Source organism: Natronomonas marina (assembly GCF_024298905.1).
Taxonomy (GTDB): Archaea; Halobacteriota; Halobacteria; order Halobacteriales; family Haloarculaceae; genus Natronomonas; species Natronomonas marina.
Genome location: NZ_CP101154.1, coordinates 3,503,074 through 3,519,820, shown reverse-complemented (window position 1 = coordinate 3,519,820; position 16,747 = coordinate 3,503,074). Strand labels below are relative to the sequence as shown.

The 16,747-nt window shown below is 69.4% G+C and carries 20 protein-coding genes; 9 read left to right on the top strand and 11 right to left on the bottom strand.

The window, feature by feature from the left end; all coding sequences use genetic code 11:
• Positions 1 to 13 precede the first annotated feature (13 nt).
• Genes NLF94_RS18370 through mutS form a run of 3 tightly spaced genes read right to left on the bottom strand, consistent with a single transcriptional unit; the run spans position 14 to position 3,412 of the window.
• Positions 14 to 493, bottom strand: coding sequence for a PIN domain-containing protein (locus tag NLF94_RS18370; RefSeq protein ID WP_254839090.1), 480 nt, complete (start codon positions 491 to 493; stop codon positions 14 to 16).
• The gene (locus tag NLF94_RS18365; RefSeq protein ID WP_254839089.1) at positions 490 to 756 is read right to left on the bottom strand and encodes an AbrB/MazE/SpoVT family DNA-binding domain-containing protein; all 267 of its coding nucleotides are present in this window, start codon (positions 754 to 756) and stop codon (positions 490 to 492) included. The genes NLF94_RS18370 and NLF94_RS18365 overlap by 4 nt, the downstream gene beginning before the upstream one ends.
• Positions 757 to 796: 40 nt before the next feature.
• Positions 797 to 3,412 (bottom strand): DNA mismatch repair protein MutS, encoded by a 2,616-nt coding sequence (gene mutS, locus NLF94_RS18360; protein ID WP_254839088.1) that lies wholly within the window; start codon positions 3,410 to 3,412, stop codon positions 797 to 799.
• A 241-nt stretch (positions 3,413 to 3,653) separates the two neighbouring features.
• On the opposite strand from mutS, the gene NLF94_RS18355 reads away from it, so the two are divergent.
• A complete protein-coding gene (locus NLF94_RS18355) occupies positions 3,654 to 4,478 on the top strand; it encodes a transposase (protein WP_254839087.1) in 825 nt (274 codons plus the stop codon).
• A gap of 67 nt (positions 4,479 to 4,545) precedes the next feature.
• On the opposite strand, the gene NLF94_RS18350 is transcribed toward NLF94_RS18355, so the two are convergent.
• From NLF94_RS18350 to NLF94_RS18340, 3 genes are all read right to left on the bottom strand, one after another.
• Positions 4,546 to 4,884 (bottom strand): hypothetical protein, encoded by a 339-nt coding sequence (locus NLF94_RS18350; RefSeq protein ID WP_254839086.1) that lies wholly within the window; start codon positions 4,882 to 4,884, stop codon positions 4,546 to 4,548.
• 218 nt (positions 4,885 to 5,102) lie between these two features.
• Positions 5,103 to 5,849 (bottom strand): SIMPL domain-containing protein, encoded by a 747-nt coding sequence (locus tag NLF94_RS18345; RefSeq protein WP_254839085.1) that lies wholly within the window; start codon positions 5,847 to 5,849, stop codon positions 5,103 to 5,105.
• A gap of 62 nt (positions 5,850 to 5,911) precedes the next feature.
• Entirely contained in the window at positions 5,912 to 7,210 is a 1,299-nt protein-coding gene (locus NLF94_RS18340) for a TIGR00341 family protein (RefSeq protein WP_254839084.1), read from the bottom strand.
• Between the two features lie 86 nt (positions 7,211 to 7,296).
• Here NLF94_RS18340 and engB point away from each other — a divergent pair, with 86 nt between their 5' ends.
• Positions 7,297 to 7,917 carry a GTP-binding protein EngB gene (gene engB, locus NLF94_RS18335; protein WP_254839083.1) on the top strand — a complete coding sequence of 207 codons (621 nt, stop codon included), beginning with the start codon at positions 7,297 to 7,299 and terminating at the stop codon, positions 7,915 to 7,917.
• Positions 7,918 to 8,146: 229 nt separating this feature from the next.
• Positions 8,147 to 8,602 carry a YbhB/YbcL family Raf kinase inhibitor-like protein gene (locus NLF94_RS18330; protein WP_254839082.1) on the top strand — a complete coding sequence of 152 codons (456 nt, stop codon included), beginning with the start codon at positions 8,147 to 8,149 and terminating at the stop codon, positions 8,600 to 8,602.
• Between the two features lie 144 nt (positions 8,603 to 8,746).
• On the opposite strand, the gene NLF94_RS18325 is transcribed toward NLF94_RS18330, so the two are convergent.
• From NLF94_RS18325 to NLF94_RS18310, 4 genes are all read right to left on the bottom strand, one after another.
• A complete protein-coding gene (locus NLF94_RS18325; protein ID WP_434085379.1) occupies positions 8,747 to 9,445 on the bottom strand; it encodes a TMEM165/GDT1 family protein in 699 nt (232 codons plus the stop codon).
• 153 nt (positions 9,446 to 9,598) lie between these two features.
• Complete coding sequence (locus NLF94_RS18320; protein ID WP_254839081.1) at positions 9,599 to 10,105, bottom strand: redoxin domain-containing protein; 507 nt, start codon at positions 10,103 to 10,105, stop codon at positions 9,599 to 9,601.
• 79 nt (positions 10,106 to 10,184) lie between these two features.
• Positions 10,185 to 10,943, bottom strand: coding sequence for an endonuclease/exonuclease/phosphatase family protein (locus NLF94_RS18315; RefSeq protein WP_254839080.1), 759 nt, complete (start codon positions 10,941 to 10,943; stop codon positions 10,185 to 10,187).
• Between the two features lie 37 nt (positions 10,944 to 10,980).
• Positions 10,981 to 12,264: an eIF2B alpha/beta/delta subunit family protein gene (locus NLF94_RS18310; protein WP_254839079.1), complete on the bottom strand. Its 1,284-nt coding sequence runs from the start codon at positions 12,262 to 12,264 to the stop codon at positions 10,981 to 10,983.
• Positions 12,265 to 12,319: 55 nt separating this feature from the next.
• Between NLF94_RS18310 and NLF94_RS18305 the strand changes: the two genes are divergently transcribed.
• The 3 genes from NLF94_RS18305 (at position 12,320) to NLF94_RS18295 (ending at position 14,687) form a co-directional block, all read left to right on the top strand.
• Entirely contained in the window at positions 12,320 to 12,814 is a 495-nt protein-coding gene (locus tag NLF94_RS18305; protein WP_254839078.1) for a metallophosphoesterase family protein, read from the top strand.
• A 48-nt stretch (positions 12,815 to 12,862) separates the two neighbouring features.
• Positions 12,863 to 13,618, top strand: a complete 756-nt coding sequence (locus NLF94_RS18300) for a coenzyme F420-0:L-glutamate ligase (protein WP_254839077.1) — start codon at positions 12,863 to 12,865, stop codon at positions 13,616 to 13,618.
• A 79-nt stretch (positions 13,619 to 13,697) separates the two neighbouring features.
• Positions 13,698 to 14,687, top strand: coding sequence for a 5,10-methylenetetrahydromethanopterin reductase (locus NLF94_RS18295; RefSeq protein WP_254839076.1), 990 nt, complete (start codon positions 13,698 to 13,700; stop codon positions 14,685 to 14,687).
• Here the strand turns inward: NLF94_RS18295 and NLF94_RS18290 are convergent.
• Positions 14,638 to 14,868, bottom strand: a complete 231-nt coding sequence (locus tag NLF94_RS18290) for a DUF8024 family protein (RefSeq protein ID WP_254839075.1) — start codon at positions 14,866 to 14,868, stop codon at positions 14,638 to 14,640. The genes NLF94_RS18295 and NLF94_RS18290 overlap by 50 nt on opposite strands.
• A 76-nt stretch (positions 14,869 to 14,944) precedes the next feature.
• Here NLF94_RS18290 and NLF94_RS18285 point away from each other — a divergent pair, with 76 nt between their 5' ends.
• From NLF94_RS18285 to NLF94_RS18275, 3 genes are all read left to right on the top strand, one after another.
• Entirely contained in the window at positions 14,945 to 15,223 is a 279-nt protein-coding gene (locus tag NLF94_RS18285) for a DUF7573 domain-containing protein (protein WP_254839074.1), read from the top strand.
• A 112-nt stretch (positions 15,224 to 15,335) separates the two neighbouring features.
• Positions 15,336 to 15,530 (top strand): cold-shock protein, encoded by a 195-nt coding sequence (locus NLF94_RS18280; RefSeq protein WP_254839073.1) that lies wholly within the window; start codon positions 15,336 to 15,338, stop codon positions 15,528 to 15,530.
• 248 nt (positions 15,531 to 15,778) lie between these two features.
• Complete coding sequence (locus NLF94_RS18275; protein WP_254839072.1) at positions 15,779 to 16,741, top strand: AAA family ATPase; 963 nt, start codon at positions 15,779 to 15,781, stop codon at positions 16,739 to 16,741.
• The last annotated feature ends 6 nt before the right edge of the window (positions 16,742 to 16,747 follow it).

The window sequence follows — 16,747 nt, the reverse complement described above, 5'->3', positions numbered from 1 at the left end:
CGACGGCGGGCGGTTACTCCGTCAGGACCAACGTGGACGGGAAGTACGTCCCGTAGAACGCGGCGTCGAAGCTGACGAGCGCGTCGGCGTCGACACTGGCTTGGGCGCCGACGAGGAAGTCCGCCGCGATGTGCTGCCGGTCGGCGAGCGACTCGCCGCAGTCGGGACAGTCGGCGGTCCGCTCGGTTCCGCAGGCGGGACACGCGAGGCCGTCGGGCCGCCGGTCCAGGTACTCGCGGAACGACTCGCCGGCGCGGAACGTCGCGTCGCTGGAAGGCGGTTCCAGCCGGATGCTGAAATCCGACAGGAACGCGTCCAGGTCGGTGGACTCCTCGAAGTGGCCGTCGGCGGCGAGTTCGGCGTAGACCACCGGCGGGACGACGAGACGGCCCTCCCGGTAGGCCTCCCGGAGGGCGGCCTCGCTCTCGTCGGCGTACTCGTCGTCGTACAGGAGCGCGAGCAACGCGTTCGTGTCCACCACCGTCGTCGTCACGAGTCCGCCTCTCCGTCGTTCTCGACTCGACGGGGGTACTCGCCGCGGAGTCGCCGCATCCGTTCGGGCATCGCCCCGTCGCCCGCCGCGCCACGATGCCGCTCGAAGGGGTCCCCGCCGGCTTCCGTCGTCGGGGCCTCCTTCCGTATCTCGTATCCCGACCCCGTCTCGACGAACGTCACCTCGTCGCCCGGTTCGATGCCGAGTTCTTCGCGTATCCGCTTGGGAATCGTCACCTGCCCCTTCGTCGTTACTCGTGGCATGGTAAGGGATTTCGAGTAATACTGGATAAGTATTACCCGGCTACTCCACGCGCTTCTGGAGCCGTGCCAGCAGGTTCAGCGCCTCCAGCGGCGTCGTGTCGGCGAGGTCGACCGCCCGCAGTTCGGCGAGCAGCTCCTCGGGCAGTTCGCCGCCGTCGGTGGAGGCGGTCGCGTCGGCGGTGGAGACGGTAGCGTCTGCCGTTCGACCCGAAGCGGGGGGGTCGTCCGGGGCCCCGGTCGTCTCCTCGCCCAGCAGGGCGTCGGCCCGCTGGACGACCCGCGGCGGGACGCCTGCCATCTCGGCCACCTCGACGCCGTAGGAGGCCGTCGCCGGTCCCTCCCGGAGGTCGTGCTCGAAGGCCACGCCGTCGGCCGTGCGGTCGGCCGAGAAGTGGTAGTTCTTCGTCCGGGGAAGTTCGGCCGCCACGTCGGTCAACTCGTGGTGGTGGGTCGCAAACAGCGTGAACGCGCCCACCTCGTCGTGGAGGTACTCGGTCGCCGCCTGTGCGATGGCGTAGCCGTCCGCCGTCGAGGTGCCGCGACCCACCTCGTCGAGGACGACCAGCGAGTCGGGACCGGCGTCCTCGAGGATGGCGGCGAGTTCGGTCATCTCGACCATGAACGTCGAGCGGCCGCCCGCGATGTCGTCGGAGGCGCCGACGCGGGTGAACACCCGGTCGACGACCGGCAACTCGGCGCGCTCGGCGGGGACGAACGACCCCATCTGTGCCATGACACAGACCAGCGCGACCTGCCGCATGTAGGTCGACTTCCCGGACATGTTCGGCCCGGTGACGACCGCCATCGGTCGGTCGGCCGGCAGGTCGGTCGGGTTCGGGACGAACGCCGCCTCGGTCCGCTCGACGACGGGGTGGCGGCCGCCATCGATGCTGATCCCCTCGCTCTCGACCGTCGGCCGGCAGTAGTCGTACCGGGCGGCGACCGTCGAGAGCGAGCAGAGGGCGTCGAGTCGGCCCACGGCGGCCGCCGTCGCCTGGATGCGCTCGGTCGCCTCGGCCACCTCCTCGCGGACCTCGCGGAACAGTTCGTACTCGAGTTCGTCGGCCCGTTCGGTCGCGCTGATGATCTCGTCCTCGCGTTCCTTCAGTTCGGGCGTGTAGAACCGTTCGGCGTTCTTCAGGGTCTGGCGCCGCTGGTAGTCGTCGGGCACCGCATCCAGGTTCGGGTTCGTCACCTCGATGTAGTAGCCGTGCACGGAGTTGTGGCCGACCTTCAGCGAGTCGACGCCCGTCCGCTCGCGCTCCCGCTGTTCGAGGTCGTCGATCCACGCTTTCCCCTCGCGTTCGGTCGCCCGCAACTCGTCCAGTCGGTCGTCGTAGCCCTCCCTGACGACGCCGCCCTCGGTTATCTCGACTGGCGGGGAGTCGACGACAGCGCGGTCGATCAGGTCCCGCACCTCGGGGCAGTCGTCGAGGTCGTCGTGGATCGCCGAAAGCAGATCGCTGTCGTCGGTCGCCGCCGCGATACACTCCCGGAGGTCGGGCACGACCGACAGCGTCGACTCCAGGGCCCGCAGGTCGCGGGCGTCGGCCCGGCCGCGGGAGACCCGCGAGACGAGCCGTTCGAGGTCGTAGACCTCCGCCAGGAGATCCGTCGCCCGCTCGCGGTCGCCGACCCGGGCAACGAGCGCCTCGACGGCGTCCAGGCGGGCGTCGATGCGGTCGGCGTCGAGCAGCGGCCGGCGCAGCCAGTCCCGGAGCGTCCGGCCGCCCAGCGCGCTCGCCGTTTCGTCGACGGTCTCGACCAGCGCCGCCCCCTCCAGCCCGTGGACGTGTCTCGGCTCGAACACCTCCAGCGAGCGCAGCGCAACCGCGTCCAGCAGCATGTACTCGCGGGGGTCGTAGCGGGTGAGGTGGTTGATGTAGTCGAGTCGCTCGACGTCGCCGTCGGTGCTCGTCCCGCGGGCGTACTCGGCGTACGCGAGCAGCGCGCCGCAGGCCCGGATTTCGGACTCGTCGGCCAGCGACGCCGACCCGAAGTACGCCTCGACCGTCTCGCGGGCGTTCCCGAGGTCGAAGGCCGACCGCTCGTAGGGCGTCACCATGCAGTCGGCGCCGAACGGGTCGGTCGGCGCGTCGGGTCCGACGACGGCCTCGGCGGGGTCGAACCGCTCGAGTTCGGCCTCGACGGCCTCGAGGCGGTCCAGCCGTGTCGCGTAGAACTCGCCCGTCGAGACGTCGAGCAGCGCCAGCCCGTACCCCTCGGTGAGGCAGGCGACGAAGTTGTTGTCGGCGTCGGCGAGCAGTTCCGTCTCCGTCAGCGTTCCGGGCGTGACCACCCGCGTGACCGCGCGGTCGACCAGGCCCGTCGTCTCCTCGGGTTCCTGGACCTGGTCGGCGACGGCGACCCGGTAGCCCGCGTCCAGTAGCGTCTCGATGTACGACTCGGCGTTGTCGATGGGGATGCCTGCCATCGGGTACGTGCCGGTCGAGTCCTCCCGCTGGGTGAGCGTGATTTCGAGGATGCGCGCGGTCGCCTCGGCGGCCTCGCAGAACGTCTCGTAGAAGTCGCCGACCTGGAACAGCACGAGTGCGTCGTCGTAGCGCTCGCACAACTGGAGGTACTGCGACAGCATCGGTGTCAGCTCGTCGGCCTTCCCGGCCATCGCGGGCGGCGGCCCCAGCGCCTCGTCCATATCCGGGGGTGCGCCTCGGCGGTCAAATAGCCGTCGGACCGCCCGGGCGGTCACCGGCGGGCGACGGAGACCGACGGTCGCCAGTACTGTTCAGGAAAGTGGATTGCTATATCAGACTGACCCGGTAGCTTGCTAACATCTGTCAGGAGCCAGTTGCTGAATACAGTGCTCTATTGAAAATGGAAGACAGCGGCAGGATTACTCCGTAACGGTTTGAGGAAATGAGGTCGAGAAGGCGATTATGGGCGTCGCGTTGCTCGACCTCGTTGAGACAGCACTACGTGTAGCTAAACAAGCGTTGGGGAATCGAGCGGGCAAGCCCGACTCGGGCGGGCTTGCCCGCGAGGCCCACATCGTCGCGCACTGTATTCGCAAAGAAGAAGGTCACAGCTACGCCGAACTCGTTGATCGAGTGAGCCTCATGCCAGCGGTGTGTGATCGGCTCGGCATCCACCCAGACGCACCGCCTGATCCAACCACGTTCTACCACTCCTTCGACCGCTACGCGATGTACGTCTGGCGGGCGTTGCTGCGCATCTCCGCGCAGCAACACCCGCAGTCTGGTCACGCCGCATTAGACAGCACGTTCTTTGAACGGGAACAAGCCTCACAACACTACCTCCAGCGGTGTGGGCGAAGCGTCAAGACGATCAAAGCGACGACGCTGACCGATACAGAATCGTTGGCGGTGCTGGATGTCCACTGTTGTATCGAGCGTGAACACGATACAAGGGCTGGCCCGCGGGTCGTCCGCCGGAACGCGGACGACCTGCGGGCCGTCGCCGCCGATAACGGCTTCCAAGACTGGCACACTGAGTACGAGGTCGCTGCACTGGACATCGACTACCTCGTTCACTACCGCGGTTCAACAGCGAAGGCAACTGCGAATAACGCACTCATCCGGGCAAAGGGCTACACGCAGCGATGGATGGCAGAAACGTCCTACTCGACGGTCAAGCGAACACAGGACTCCGCCCTGCGTTCGCGGTTCTGGTACCGACAGTTCCGTGAGATCGTTCTCTTGTTCGCTCTCAACAACCTCAAGAAGCTCGCCAAAACGTTATGATCCTACTGCCGTACCGCATTTTCAATAGAGCAGAATACAGAGGGATAAGTTCAGCACCCACCACCGATTATTCCTGGGAAGTCGCTTCTGAGGATGCAACGTAGCGTTGTGTCGCGTAGAATCCGACGGCATAGATTCCGAATGCAAACGGTCCGATGGCGAAGATACCGACTGAAAAAATCCCGACCGCAAAGACACCTGCGGAGAAGATTCCGACCGAGAAGATGCCTGCAGAGAGCACACCAAGACTGAAATTCCCCGCTGCGAGGAATCCGAAGGCCGATTGTCCAGCCGAAAGCACTTCGTATCCTGCGACAGTCTCGATCCCGGCCAGCGTCAACACCAACGCAATTGCCAACAAACCAAGCGCAACAATACCACCTGAGTTTTGCCAATCTACGTTCATATACGACAATTTATCGGGCTTATGAATATAGGTGTGGGGGCGAGTGCGGGAGATCAATCGGGAGAACTTATACTGCATACGCGCCCTCTATTCAGCAGCGCTCCGTGAACATCAACGCAATCCGGTAGAATCTACGGCGGTACGTTCGCACGCCGGGTCTCACGGCTATCCCGGGTAGGTAATCGGGTGAAAACGAAGCGAAACCGAACGTCGGAGGTTCAGGCGCGGGTCGCGTTGTAGGTCACGCGCACCTGGTAGCTGACCGAGACCTCGCCGGTCTCGACGGACGTGTCGGCACCGCCGGCGTCGGCCGCGCGGGGAGCGGCCGACTCGTAGGCGACGGGGCGGTACTGCTGCTGGGAGGCGTCGACGCGGGCGACGCTCGTCACCTGCAGGTCGCCGTTGTCGGCGATGGTGACGGCCTGCGCTCGCGCGTCGTCCATCGCGTTCTCGATTGCCCGCTCGCGGAGTTCGGTGCGGCGCTCCTCCGAGAGGGTGAACCGGACGACCTGGATTTCGGCGCCGGCGTTCGCGGCGGCGTCGACGACGTCACCCGCCTTCTGGGGGTCGTCGAGTGTGACGACGAAGCCGTGGATGCCCCGGTAGTCGGGGGTCTCGCCGCCCTCCTCGGGCGGCCGTCGGTACTCCTGGATGCGGTACTCCTCGGTCTCGTAGTTGCTCTCGTTGACGCCGGCGGCGGCCAGTTCCGAACGGAGCGCGTCGGCGTTCGCCGAGAGGTTGTCCCGGACGGCGCCGGGGTCGTCGCCCGCGGCGGTCGCGGCGACCCTGACGACGGCCTCGTCGGGGGCGGCGTCGGCGTCGCCGGTCGCGTCGACGGAGATGGTCCGGTCGGCGTTCGCGTCGGGGTCCTGGGCGCCGGTCGGCGCCACCAGGGCGGCCCCGGCCAGCGTCGCGGCCAGCAGCGCCGCGACGACGACCAGGATGGGGAGTCTGTCTCGCTGCATACGTGACGGTGGACGACCGGATAGCGCTTATAAACGACGTAAGCTCAAACGGCCGTTTGAGCCTACCCGCTCCGCTCGATTTCGAGGTAGAGCACGTCGACGGTGACGTTCACTTCGTGGCGGGCCGCGAGGCGCTGCTCGATGGGGTCGGCTAGCCCGGGACGGGGGGCGTCGGGCGGGACGCCGACGGTGACGGTGACGTTCCGCGGCTGCCGGAAGAGCACCCGCTGGGCCTCGTTGCTGACCTCGATTTCGATGAGTTCGTACGCCTGGTAGGCCGAGCCGTTCAACTCGGCGACGACCGCGCCGCGTATCTCCTGTTCGGTCTGGGCCGTCCGGTAGGAGTCGTAGGTGACGCCGCCGAGGAACAGCGACAGCACCGCGATGGCGGCCACGAGGACGGCCACTCGCTTGAGCGTCGCCACGCGGGCTTCGTCCTGCCGGAAGAACTGCTCCGGGCGGTACCCCGAGTACCACAGGACGACCAGGGCGGCGAGGTTGATCGAGAGGACGTTCACCGCGACGAGGACGACCGACCCGAGCGCCAGCGCCGGTTCGCCGTAGGCGATGCCGATACCGACCGTCGCGGCCGGCGGGATGAGCGCCACGGCTATCATGACGCCGACCAGCGCCGTCGAGACGCCCGTCGTGAGGCTGATTGCGCCGGCGACGCCCGCGCCGATGGCGACCGCGAGCGACAGGAAGTTCGGCGAGAGCCGTTCCTCGACCTCCGACAGCGCCAGCGGGTCAAGCCCCGGCGGGACGAGGTTCGTCGCCTGCACGAGGATGGCGAAGGCCGTCGCCGCGGCAACGGCGAGCGTGACGCCGAGCGCCTGCAGGACGACCCCGCGGCGGAACATCTCGGCGTCGTCGACGACGCTGCCGACCGCCGCCGACATCGCGGGCCCGATGAGCGGCGCGATGACCATCGACCCGACCACGGTCGCCGGCGAGTCCAGCAGGAGACCGGCCGTCGCGATGACCGCCGACACCACCGTCATCACGAGGTACGTCGGCAGCGACGGCGCGAGGTCGTTGGCACGGGCCTCCAGTTCCTGGCGGGCGATGCGCTCCTCGCTCTCCTCGCGCTCGGCGTACTCCTCCTGGAGCGCCTCGAACTTCTCGGAGGCGACCGTCTCCGCGCTCACGACGACGGTGTAGGCCTCCCGTTCGAGGCCGGCCTCCCGGAGGGCCTCCAGTATCGGCTCGACGGCGTTGGTCGGCAGCGGGAAGTACGCGACCGCGGTGTACTCCCGGCCGCTCGTCTCGTCGGTGACGACGTAGTCGATGCCCTCCTCGTCGAGGAGGTCCAGTACCGCCTCCCGCTTGCCGGCGGGGATGGTCACCTGAACGAGTCGCACGCCCGAGGGTCGAACCCCGCACCGATAACGCTACCGACCGGCGACGGGACCGGTCGCCTTATCAGCGCCAGCGGCCAACCGACGGTATGTTCGACACGCGCCCGGACCGCGACGCCGAAATCGTGCTGGTCGGGCGGTCCAACGTCGGGAAGTCGACGTTGATGCGCGAGATCACCGGCCACGACTCGTTTGCGACCGGCGGCAGCCCCGGCGTCACGACGGAACCGAACCACTTCGACTGGGCCGCCGAGGATTTCGTCGTCACCGACCTGCCCGGCTTCGGCTTCATGGCCGGCGTCCCCGAGGACGTCCGCGAGCGCATCAAGACCGACGTCGTCCGCTACGTCGAGGAGTACGCCGAGAACATCCTCGTCGGCATCCTCGTCGTCGACGGGAAGGCCGCCGTCGACATCATCGACCGCCACTCCGGCCCCGACGAAATCCCCCACGACGTCGAGATGTTCGGCTTCCTGCAGGAGGTCGGGGTGCCGGCCGTCGTCGCCGTCAACAAGATGGACAAGGTCGACGACCGCGACGAGCGCCTGAACGAACTCGCCGAGCGCCTCGGTCTCTACCCGCCCTGGCAGCAGTTCGACCACGTTCTGGCGCCCGTCTCCGCGAAACGCGGCAGTATCGACCCGCTGAACGAGGCCGTCCGACACCACCTCCACGAGCAGCAGCGGGACGACCTGTTCAAGTTCTTCTGAACCCACTCTCGAACGCGCCGACGGCGTGGCCACTGGCGGTCGAGTCGAGCGGTGGCTCGGATGAATCCCTCATCACAAGGGGCTCAGCGGGGGTAATCGCTCGTCATCGCCACCATCGGTTCTCCGGCGCCGGGGCGCAAAAACCCGTCCCTCCGCGCCCGGCCGGGACCACCACCCACGCTTTTGTGTCACGGTCCGAACTACGAACGGGACAGGGGTCCCGACACCCATGACAGAACTCACCATCTCCAGTCCAGCGTTCGACGACGGCGGACCGATTCCCGACAGGTACGGCTACACGGCCGAGAACGTCAATCCCCCGCTGTCCATCGCGGGCGTCCCCGACGGCACGGTGTCGCTCCTTTTGCTCGTCGACGACCCCGACGCCGTCGAACCGGCGGGTCACATCTGGGACCACTGGCTCGTGTGGGACGTCCCGCCCGACACCGAGGAGATTCCCGAGGACTGGGACGCCGAGGGTGCCGTCGAGGGGCAGAACGACTACGGCGAGCAGGGCTACGGCGGCCCGAACCCGCCCGACGGCGAGCACACCTACCGGTTCCGGCTGTACGCGCTGGACGCCGAGTTGGGCCTGCCGCCGTCGGCCACCCGGGACGACGTCGCCGACGCCGTCACCGGCCACATCGTCGAGAAGGCGACGCTCGAGGGAACCTACGCGCCGTAGCCCGGTGGCGGTCGGGCACCTCGCGGACGCCCAGTTCCATCTCGACGGGAACCCGTATCGGTTCCGTCATCGCGTCGGCGCCGTGGTGCGACCCCCGGTAGCCGCACACCGTGCCGCCGTCACCGACGACGGGGCGTTTCGACCCTACGCGAGCGCGACGAGCAACTCCGCGACCGTCTCGACGACCGTCTCCCACACCGAGAAGCCGGTCAGTATCGCCAGCACGGTGTCCAGCCCGAAGAACGCGAAGAGACCGGCGGCGACGAAGTGGGCCGTCCGCATCTCGAAGAGGTGGGCGAACCGGTGGAAGAAGTACGCGTTCAGGAGGCTGACGGGGACGATGGCGGCCATCTCGCCGACCCAGATAGCCGAGGTTGCGCCGTACTGTGCGGCCAGCCCGATGGTGACGAGCTGGGTCTTGTCGCCGACCTCGCCGACAGCCATGAGTACGAAGATGGGCAGATAGCCGCCGAGGGCGTCCGGGACCGTCCGGTCGACGACGGGGACGCGGACGTCGTCGACGGCCAGGCGACCGCCGTCCGTCTCGGTCGGCACCTCCCGGTCGGACGCCGGCGCCGACCGCGCGAGCAGGACCGCGAAGACCAGAAACAGCCCGGCGGTGACCGCGTCGAGGACGACCGTCGGGAACGCCGACCGGAGCGCGCTGCCGAGCCAGATTTCGAGCGCCGTCCAGCCGGCGAAGGCCGCGCCGGCCGCGGCGACTACCCCGAGCGGGTGATACCGGGTCGACAGCCCGGCGATGATGAACTGCACCTTCTCGCCCGGCAGGACCGCCAGCTGGGCGACGAAGGCGACGGCGACGACGGTGAGGTAGTCGGCCACGGTCAGTCACTCATCCACGCACGCAACCGGGACACTGCCGGCGAGGACGACGCCCCCGCGTCGCGACCTCCTGGTTGCTGTCCCGTCACGTCTCGTGCGGACAATAGACGGAGCGAACCGCAAGGGCCTTTCCATCCGATTCCCCGGCGGGTCTCACAGCGCGGCCGAGTCGAGGTCCCGGACGGCCGCGAGGAACGCCTCGACGTCCGGCCGGTCGGCGGGCGTCGACCCCTCGTCGACGGCGGCGACCTCCGGGGTTCCGGAGCGGGCGTCGAAGACGACCGCCTTCGGCATCCGGCCGACGAGGTCGTGCAGCGACCCCAGGGCACCGAACCGGGTCGGCTGGTCGTACTCGTCGCTGACGGCCTTCGAGGCGTCGGCCAAAAGCGGGAACGGGAGGTCGTAGCTGTCCTGCCAGTCGGCCGCGCGGTCGTCGGGTTCCGGGAGTACCGCCGCGACGACGGCGTCCTCGGCCTCGAACTCCTCGTAACGGGCGGCCACGTCCTGTACCTGGCTCCGGCACTTCGTGCAGTGGTAGTCCCGCTGGAACAGCAGGACGACGGCGTCGACGCCCTCGTCGGATGCGACCTCCGAGAGGCGGAATGGGTCGGGACCGGCCGCGACGTTGGACAACTCGAAGTCGTGTGCTGACGTGCTCATTCGTGGGCGGCCGTTCGCCCGCCGGCCGATTACCCGTTTGGCGGTCCTGCGGAGTCCGCGGGAAAGCGCCGCCGCGCCCTCAGGGAGGTAGTTCCAGGTCCGCCAGCACCGCGAAGTGGTCGGAGGGGTACAGCCCCCGGTCGTCGAGGTCCGCGAGGACGGCGAACCGGCCGACATCGACGTCGTCGCTGACGAAGACGTGGTCGATACGTTTGCCCTCCTGTGGGTGCTCGAAGTCGTTGAACGTCGTCTCGGGGCCGTGGGGCGCGTCGGCGACGGCGCGTGCGTCCCGGAATCCGGCCTCGGTCATCGTCCGGTAGGGTCGGTCGTCCGGCGTGCAGTTGAAGTCGCCCGCGACCACGGCCGGGGGTCGGTCCCCGAACCGGTCGGCGAGCAGGGCCGCCCCCTCCCGCCGGGCCCGCTCGCTGTCGTGGTCGAGGTGCGTGCTGGCGACGACGACGGCCGCGCCAGTCTCGGCGTCCCGGAAGCGGGCCGCCGTCGTCACGCGGGGGACCGTCGTCTCCCAGTCCATCGCGTGGAGGTCTTCGGGCGTCTCCGACAGCGAGAACACCTCCCGGTCGAGAACCGACAGTCGGTCGGCCCGGTAGCCGACCGGCGTGTGCTCGCCGCTGGAGGTCCGCTCGCTGACCCACTCGTAGCCCGGCAGTCGCGCCTCGAGGTCGGCCAGTTGCGTCTCCCAGACCTCCTGCAGACAGACCACGTCGGGACGGTGAAAGCGGACGAGGCTGGCGACGCCGTCGCGGCGCTCCGGCCAGGCGTTCGGGTCGCCGTCCAGCGTCGCGTACCGGACGTTGTAGGTGAGGAGTCGGATGGACATCGTGGTTGCCGTCGGTCCGGCTTGGGTCCCGACCGGCTTAACGGTCGGTCCCGTCGTCCCCGCCGTCCGCTCCCGTCCGCTCCCCGGCACGCTCGGCCAGGGCGGCGTGCTCGTCGGCGACGGCCGCGATTCCCTCGGGCGACAGCACGCCCGTCTCGGTTATCAGGCCGGTGAACCGGTCCGCTGGCGTCGCCTCGAAGGTCGGGTTCAGGACGTCGAAGGCGCCGGCCGCGTCGTGGACCGCCCCGGGCGGACCCGATTCGAGGTCGGCGTCCGTCTCGGGGACTATCTTGTCCTGCGCGCAGACGGCGTAGCAGTCGGCGCCGGCGTCGGCCGCCGAGAGGGCCGCGGGTCGAGTGCCGACCTTGTTGACGACGGCCCCGTCGGCCAGCACCGTGTCGGCACCGACGAGGACGGTGTCGACGTCGTACTCGGCGAGGACGTGCCCGACGGCGGCGTCGACGCAGAGCGAGACGGCGACGCCGTCGTCGGCCAGTTCCTCGGCGACGCCGACCCCCTCGCGCGCCGGGCGGGATTCGGCGACGTAGACCGCCTCGGGGTCGGCCCGACGGAGCGCCTCCAGGACCGTCCCGGACCGCGAGAGCGTCAGGACCCGCTCGCCGATCCGGGCGGCGGCCTCGGCGGCCGCCTCCGCGTCGACCGCCACCGCGCGCTCGCAGGCCGAAGCCGCGCGGTCCCGCAGCGCGGCCGGGTCCCGGTCGTCGGCCGCAACCACGCGATTGACGCGGTTGCGGACGACGCCCATCGAGGGCCGGGCGGCCCGGAGGTCGGCGGCGGTTTCGAGGACCGCGTCGGCGCCCTCGCCCGTCGCCGCGGCCGCCGCGGCGGCGTCCCGGATGACCTCCAGGGCGCGCAGGGCGACGTAGGCCGATCCGTGGTCGGCGTCGCCGGCGACCGTCTCGACGGTCGGCGCGACCGCCTCGTAGGTCTCCCAGAGCCGCGGCACGGTCTCGCGGGCCAGGATTTCGGGCGGCTGGACCCACTCGTGGGCGGCTATCTCCTCGTTGGGGTCGACATCGGTCGACGCACAGTCGAAGAGGAACGGGTGGACCAGCCACCGGGTGCCGCGGCCCTCGTCGTCGACCGCCAGCGGGTCGGCCGAGCGGACGAACTCGACGGCGTCCAGCAGGCCGACCTCCTCGTCTATCTCCCGGCGGGCGGCCTCCTCGGGAACGCCCTCGGCGTAGCCGGAGACGGCGCCCCACCGGCCGCGGTAGGAGCCGACGGCGCCGCTGCGGCGGACCAGCAGCACCTCGGTGCCGTGGCGGAGAAAGCAGGTGACGACGGCCTTTTCCTCCATGACCGGGGACAGGAGCCACGGGCGGTTATACGTCCGGGGCGCCCTACGGGACGGTATGCAGGTCGTCGTCCTCAGCGACACGCACGTCAAGTCACGCGCGCCCGAGATATCGGAGTGGGTCCGGGCGGCGATAGCCGACGCCGACCACGCCATCCACGCCGGCGACTTCGACTCCCGGCCGGCCTACGAGACGGTGGCCGACCTCGCGGCCGACCTCACCGCCGTCCGCGGCAACACCGACGGCAACTACGGTCTCTCCGAGGTGGCGACCGCCGACCTCGGTGGCGTCAGGTTCGTCGTCACGCACGGCACCGGCCCGGACGCGGGCTACGAGGAGCGCGTCGCCGGAATCGTCGCCGAGAACGCCGCCGCGGACCGCCCGACCGTCGGCGTCTCGGGCCACACCCACCGCCTGCTGGACACCCGGGTCGACGGCTACCGCCTGCTGAACCCCGGCAGCGCGACGGGCGCCTGGCCGGCGGGCGAGACCACGTTCCTGGCGGTCGACGTCGAGGCCGGTGACCTGGACGTCGAGGTCCGGCGGGCGTGATTCGGCCGGGACCGCGACCCTTTTGACCCGCTCTCCCGCACTGCGGGTATGGAAGCGTTCGCCGTCGAGGGATTGCCGGAGGTCCGGGAGGGAGACGACCTCGCCGCGCTGATCGAGGAGCGGGTCGACCTCGAGGACGGCGACGTCCTCTGCGTGGCGAGTACCGTCGTCTCGAAGGCCGAGGGCCGGAAGGCCGACCTCGATGCGTTCCCGGCGAGCGACCGCGCCGTTGCCATCGCCGACCGGCTGGAGAGCCTCACGGGCGAACCGAAGGACCCCCGGTTCGCCCAGGCGGTCCTCGAGGAGAGCGAGGAGTTGCTCACCGAGGCGCCCTTCTTGCTGGCGGTGACCCGGTTCGGCCACGTCACGGTCAACGCGGGCATCGACCGCTCGAACGTCCCGGGTGCGGACCTGCTGTTGCTGCCGGAAGAGCCGACTGTCTCCGCGGAGCGGCTCTCGGCGGCGCTGGAGGTGCCGGTCGTCGTCACCGACACCTCGGGCCGACCGTTCCGCTACGGCCAGCGCGGCGTCGCCGTCGGGTGGCACGGCCTCCCCGCCGCCCGCGACTGGCGGGGCGAACACGACCGCGACGGCCGCGAACTCGGCGTCACCGTCCAGGCCGTCGTCGACGAACTGGCCGCGACCGCCAACCTCGTCGCCGGCGAGGGTGCGGGCGGCACGCCCGCGGTGGTCGTCCGCGGCTGGGAGTTCGGCGACCACGGCGAGAGCGACGACCTCTTTCGGGCCGACGAGGACGACATCGTGCGAGAGGCGCTCCGCGGCTGGGAGTTCGGCGACGGGTAGGCCGACGGGTTTTGCCCCTACGCCGCCGTTACAAGAGCGTCCGGAACGAAGACGGCGAACACGAGGAACCCCGCATCAGATGATAGGAATCGAACTCACGCCGGAGCATCCGGTCGACCGAATCGCGGAACTTGGCGAACGCGCCGAAGCGGAGGGCTTCGATGCGGTCTTCGCCTCGTGTCACTACAACAACCGCGACCCGTTCGTCGCCCTGGACCGAATCGCCCGCCGGACCGACGATGTCGCGCTCGGCCCGGGGGTCGCGAACCCCTACGAGAGCCACCCGGTCGCGCTGGCCTCCCGAGTGGCGACGCTTTCGGAGGCCTCCGGCGGGCGGGCCGTCTTCGGGGTCGGCGCCGGCGACAGATCGACGCTTGCGAACCTCGGCTACGACCACGAGCGGCCGCTCCGGCGCGTGCTGGAGACGTTCAAGGTAGCACAGGACCTCTTCGACGGCGAGCGGGTGGACCACGACGGGACTTTCCGGGCCCACGACGCCGGCCTGAACTTCGCCGACGAACTCGGATCGACACCGGTCTACGTCGGCGCCCAGGGACCGCACATGATACGGATGGCGGCAAAACACGCCGACGGCGTGCTGCTGAACGGGTCGCACCCGCGGGACTTCGAGTGGGCCCACGAGCGGGTCGAGGAGGGGCTTGCCGACCGGCCCGACCGTCGGGGCGAGTTCGACTTCGCGGCCTACGCCGCGGTCTCGGTCGCCGAGGACGGCGAGGCGGCGCGTCGGGCCGCCCGCCCGCCGGTGGCGTTCATCGCGGCCGGGGCGGCCCCGCCGGTCCTCGAACGGCACGGCGTCGACGCCGAGTTGGCCGGGGAAATCGGCGAACTGATCTCCGGCGGCGAGTTCGAGGCGGCCTTCGAGGCGGTGACCGACGGGATGATAGACGCCTTCTGTATCGCCGGGACGCCGGCGACGGTCGAAGAACGGGTCGAGGCGGTGCTGGAGTACGCCGACAGTTTCGTCGCCGGCGCGCCGCTGGGACCGGACCTCGATGCGGCTATCGAGCTCGCTGGGGCGGTGCTCGGCCGCTCGGGAGCGCGCGCCTGAGCGTCGAGAGGACGCCACCCAGCGTCAGCACGCCGAAAACGCCCGCCGCGAGCGTGACGAACAGCGCACCCGAGAGCAACATCGCGGCCGCGATGGGGTCCGTGGTCGCCACCTCGAGGAACCGCTCGACGAGGCCGACCGTGTTCTCGTAGAGGCCGGACTGGATTTCGACTTCTGCCATACCCAACGGTTCGGCGCCTCCTACTTGTGTGTGTCCGTCCCGGACGATATAAGCCGGCGGCGGCCCTGTATCGACCATGCGCGACACCTCGCTCGACGACTTCGCACGCGGGGCGGAAAGCGAGGACGCCGACACCGAGGACGCCGAAAGCGAGCGGGCGGCGGCGGCGTCCCCGACGGACGACGACCCGACGCCCGAGGCAGCGGACGAACCCGACGGCGAGGGCGTCGAGGGGGCCGTCCCGACGTTCGACTGGACGCCCGAGGGGGCGACCTGCGAGACCTGCGGCGACGAGACCGACCGGCGCTGGCACGAGGACGGCGGCCTGGTGTGTGCGTCGTGCAAGCGCTGGTGAGGCTCCCGAACCCGTCCCTGGAGGGGTGTCGTTCCGGGCTCCCGAGAGGACGTATCACGATGGGGAGATATTCGGAACCCTTATCCGTCTGACCCGTCTTCCTCTACTCGCAATGGCGAACGGAGAAGTTGACTTCTTCAACGACACTGGCGGCTACGGTTTCATCTCGACTGACGACGCGGACGAAGACGTGTTCTTCCACATGGAAGACGTCGGCGGTCCGGACCTCGAAGAGGGGCAGGAAGTCGAATTCGACATCGAAGAGGCGGAGAAGGGCCCGCGCGCGGCCAACCTCACCCGCCTGTAAGGCCCCCGTAGCCCGGAAGAACACGTCGCCTCGCGCGACTGAACTGTACTGCGGTTATTTTTTCACCGACGAGCGACGGCGCTCCCCAGATCCGTCGGAACGGCGGTCCCTCGGTACCGCTCCGTTGTGATACATACACACAACCCCCGTGACCCTTACGTCGCTTCGGTCCTTTCGGGGCACAATGTCAGGCCCGCAGCGACCGAAAGACGTATGCCGAAGTTGTCCCCGGAGCCGGTAGGCCCTCCATGAACGACACCACGAACCAGGCGACGGCGCGGTCCGGTCCCGGCGTCGAGGCGGCCGGCGAGACGGCCCGTGCCGTCATCGACAACGTCCAGCGGGTCATCGTCGGCAACGACGAAGCCATCGAACACCTCGTGACCGCTCTGCTGGGCGGCGGCCACGTCCTGCTGGAGGACGTACCCGGGGTGGGGAAGACGATGCTTGCGCGTGCGGTCGCCGAGTCCTTCGACTGCTCGTTCAACCGGGTGCAGTTCACACCGGACCTCCTGCCGGCCGACATCACGGGCGCGAACGTTTACAACCGGAAGGAAAGCGAGTTCGAGTTCCGCGCCGGCCCGGTGTTCGCAAACGTCGTGCTGGGCGACGAGATAAACCGCGCGCCGCCGAAGACGCAGGCCGCACTGCTCGAGGCCATGGAGGAAGAGCAGGTCAGCGTCGACGGCGAGACCCACGGCGTCCCGGACCCCTTCGTCGTCATTGCGACGCAGAACTCCGTCGAGCGCGAGCGGACCTACGAACTCCCGGCGGCCGAACTCGACCGGTTCATGCTGAAACTCCACCTGGGCTATCCCGACGAGAGTGAGGAGGCGACGGTCATCGACCGCGCGGTCGGCGGCCACGCCATCGAGGACATCCGCCCGGTGGCAAGGGCCGAGGACCTGCGGGCCGCACGGACCGCGACCGCCGACGTCGAGGTGAGCGACGCCGTCGGGAGCTACGTCACCCGGCTGGCGAACTACACCCGCGAACACGCCCAGTTGGGCGCCAGTCCCCGCGGCTCCATCGCCCTGGTTCGGGCCGCACAGGGGCAGGCGCTTCTGGACTCGCGCTCGTACGTCGTCCCCGACGACGTCCAGGCGTCGGCGCCGGTCGTCTTCCCCCACCGGATTCGGACCGACCCGGGCGCCGACGACGCCGAGAGCGTCGTCCAGCGAGCCCTCGAGGACGTCCCCGTCGAGGAGTGACCCGGT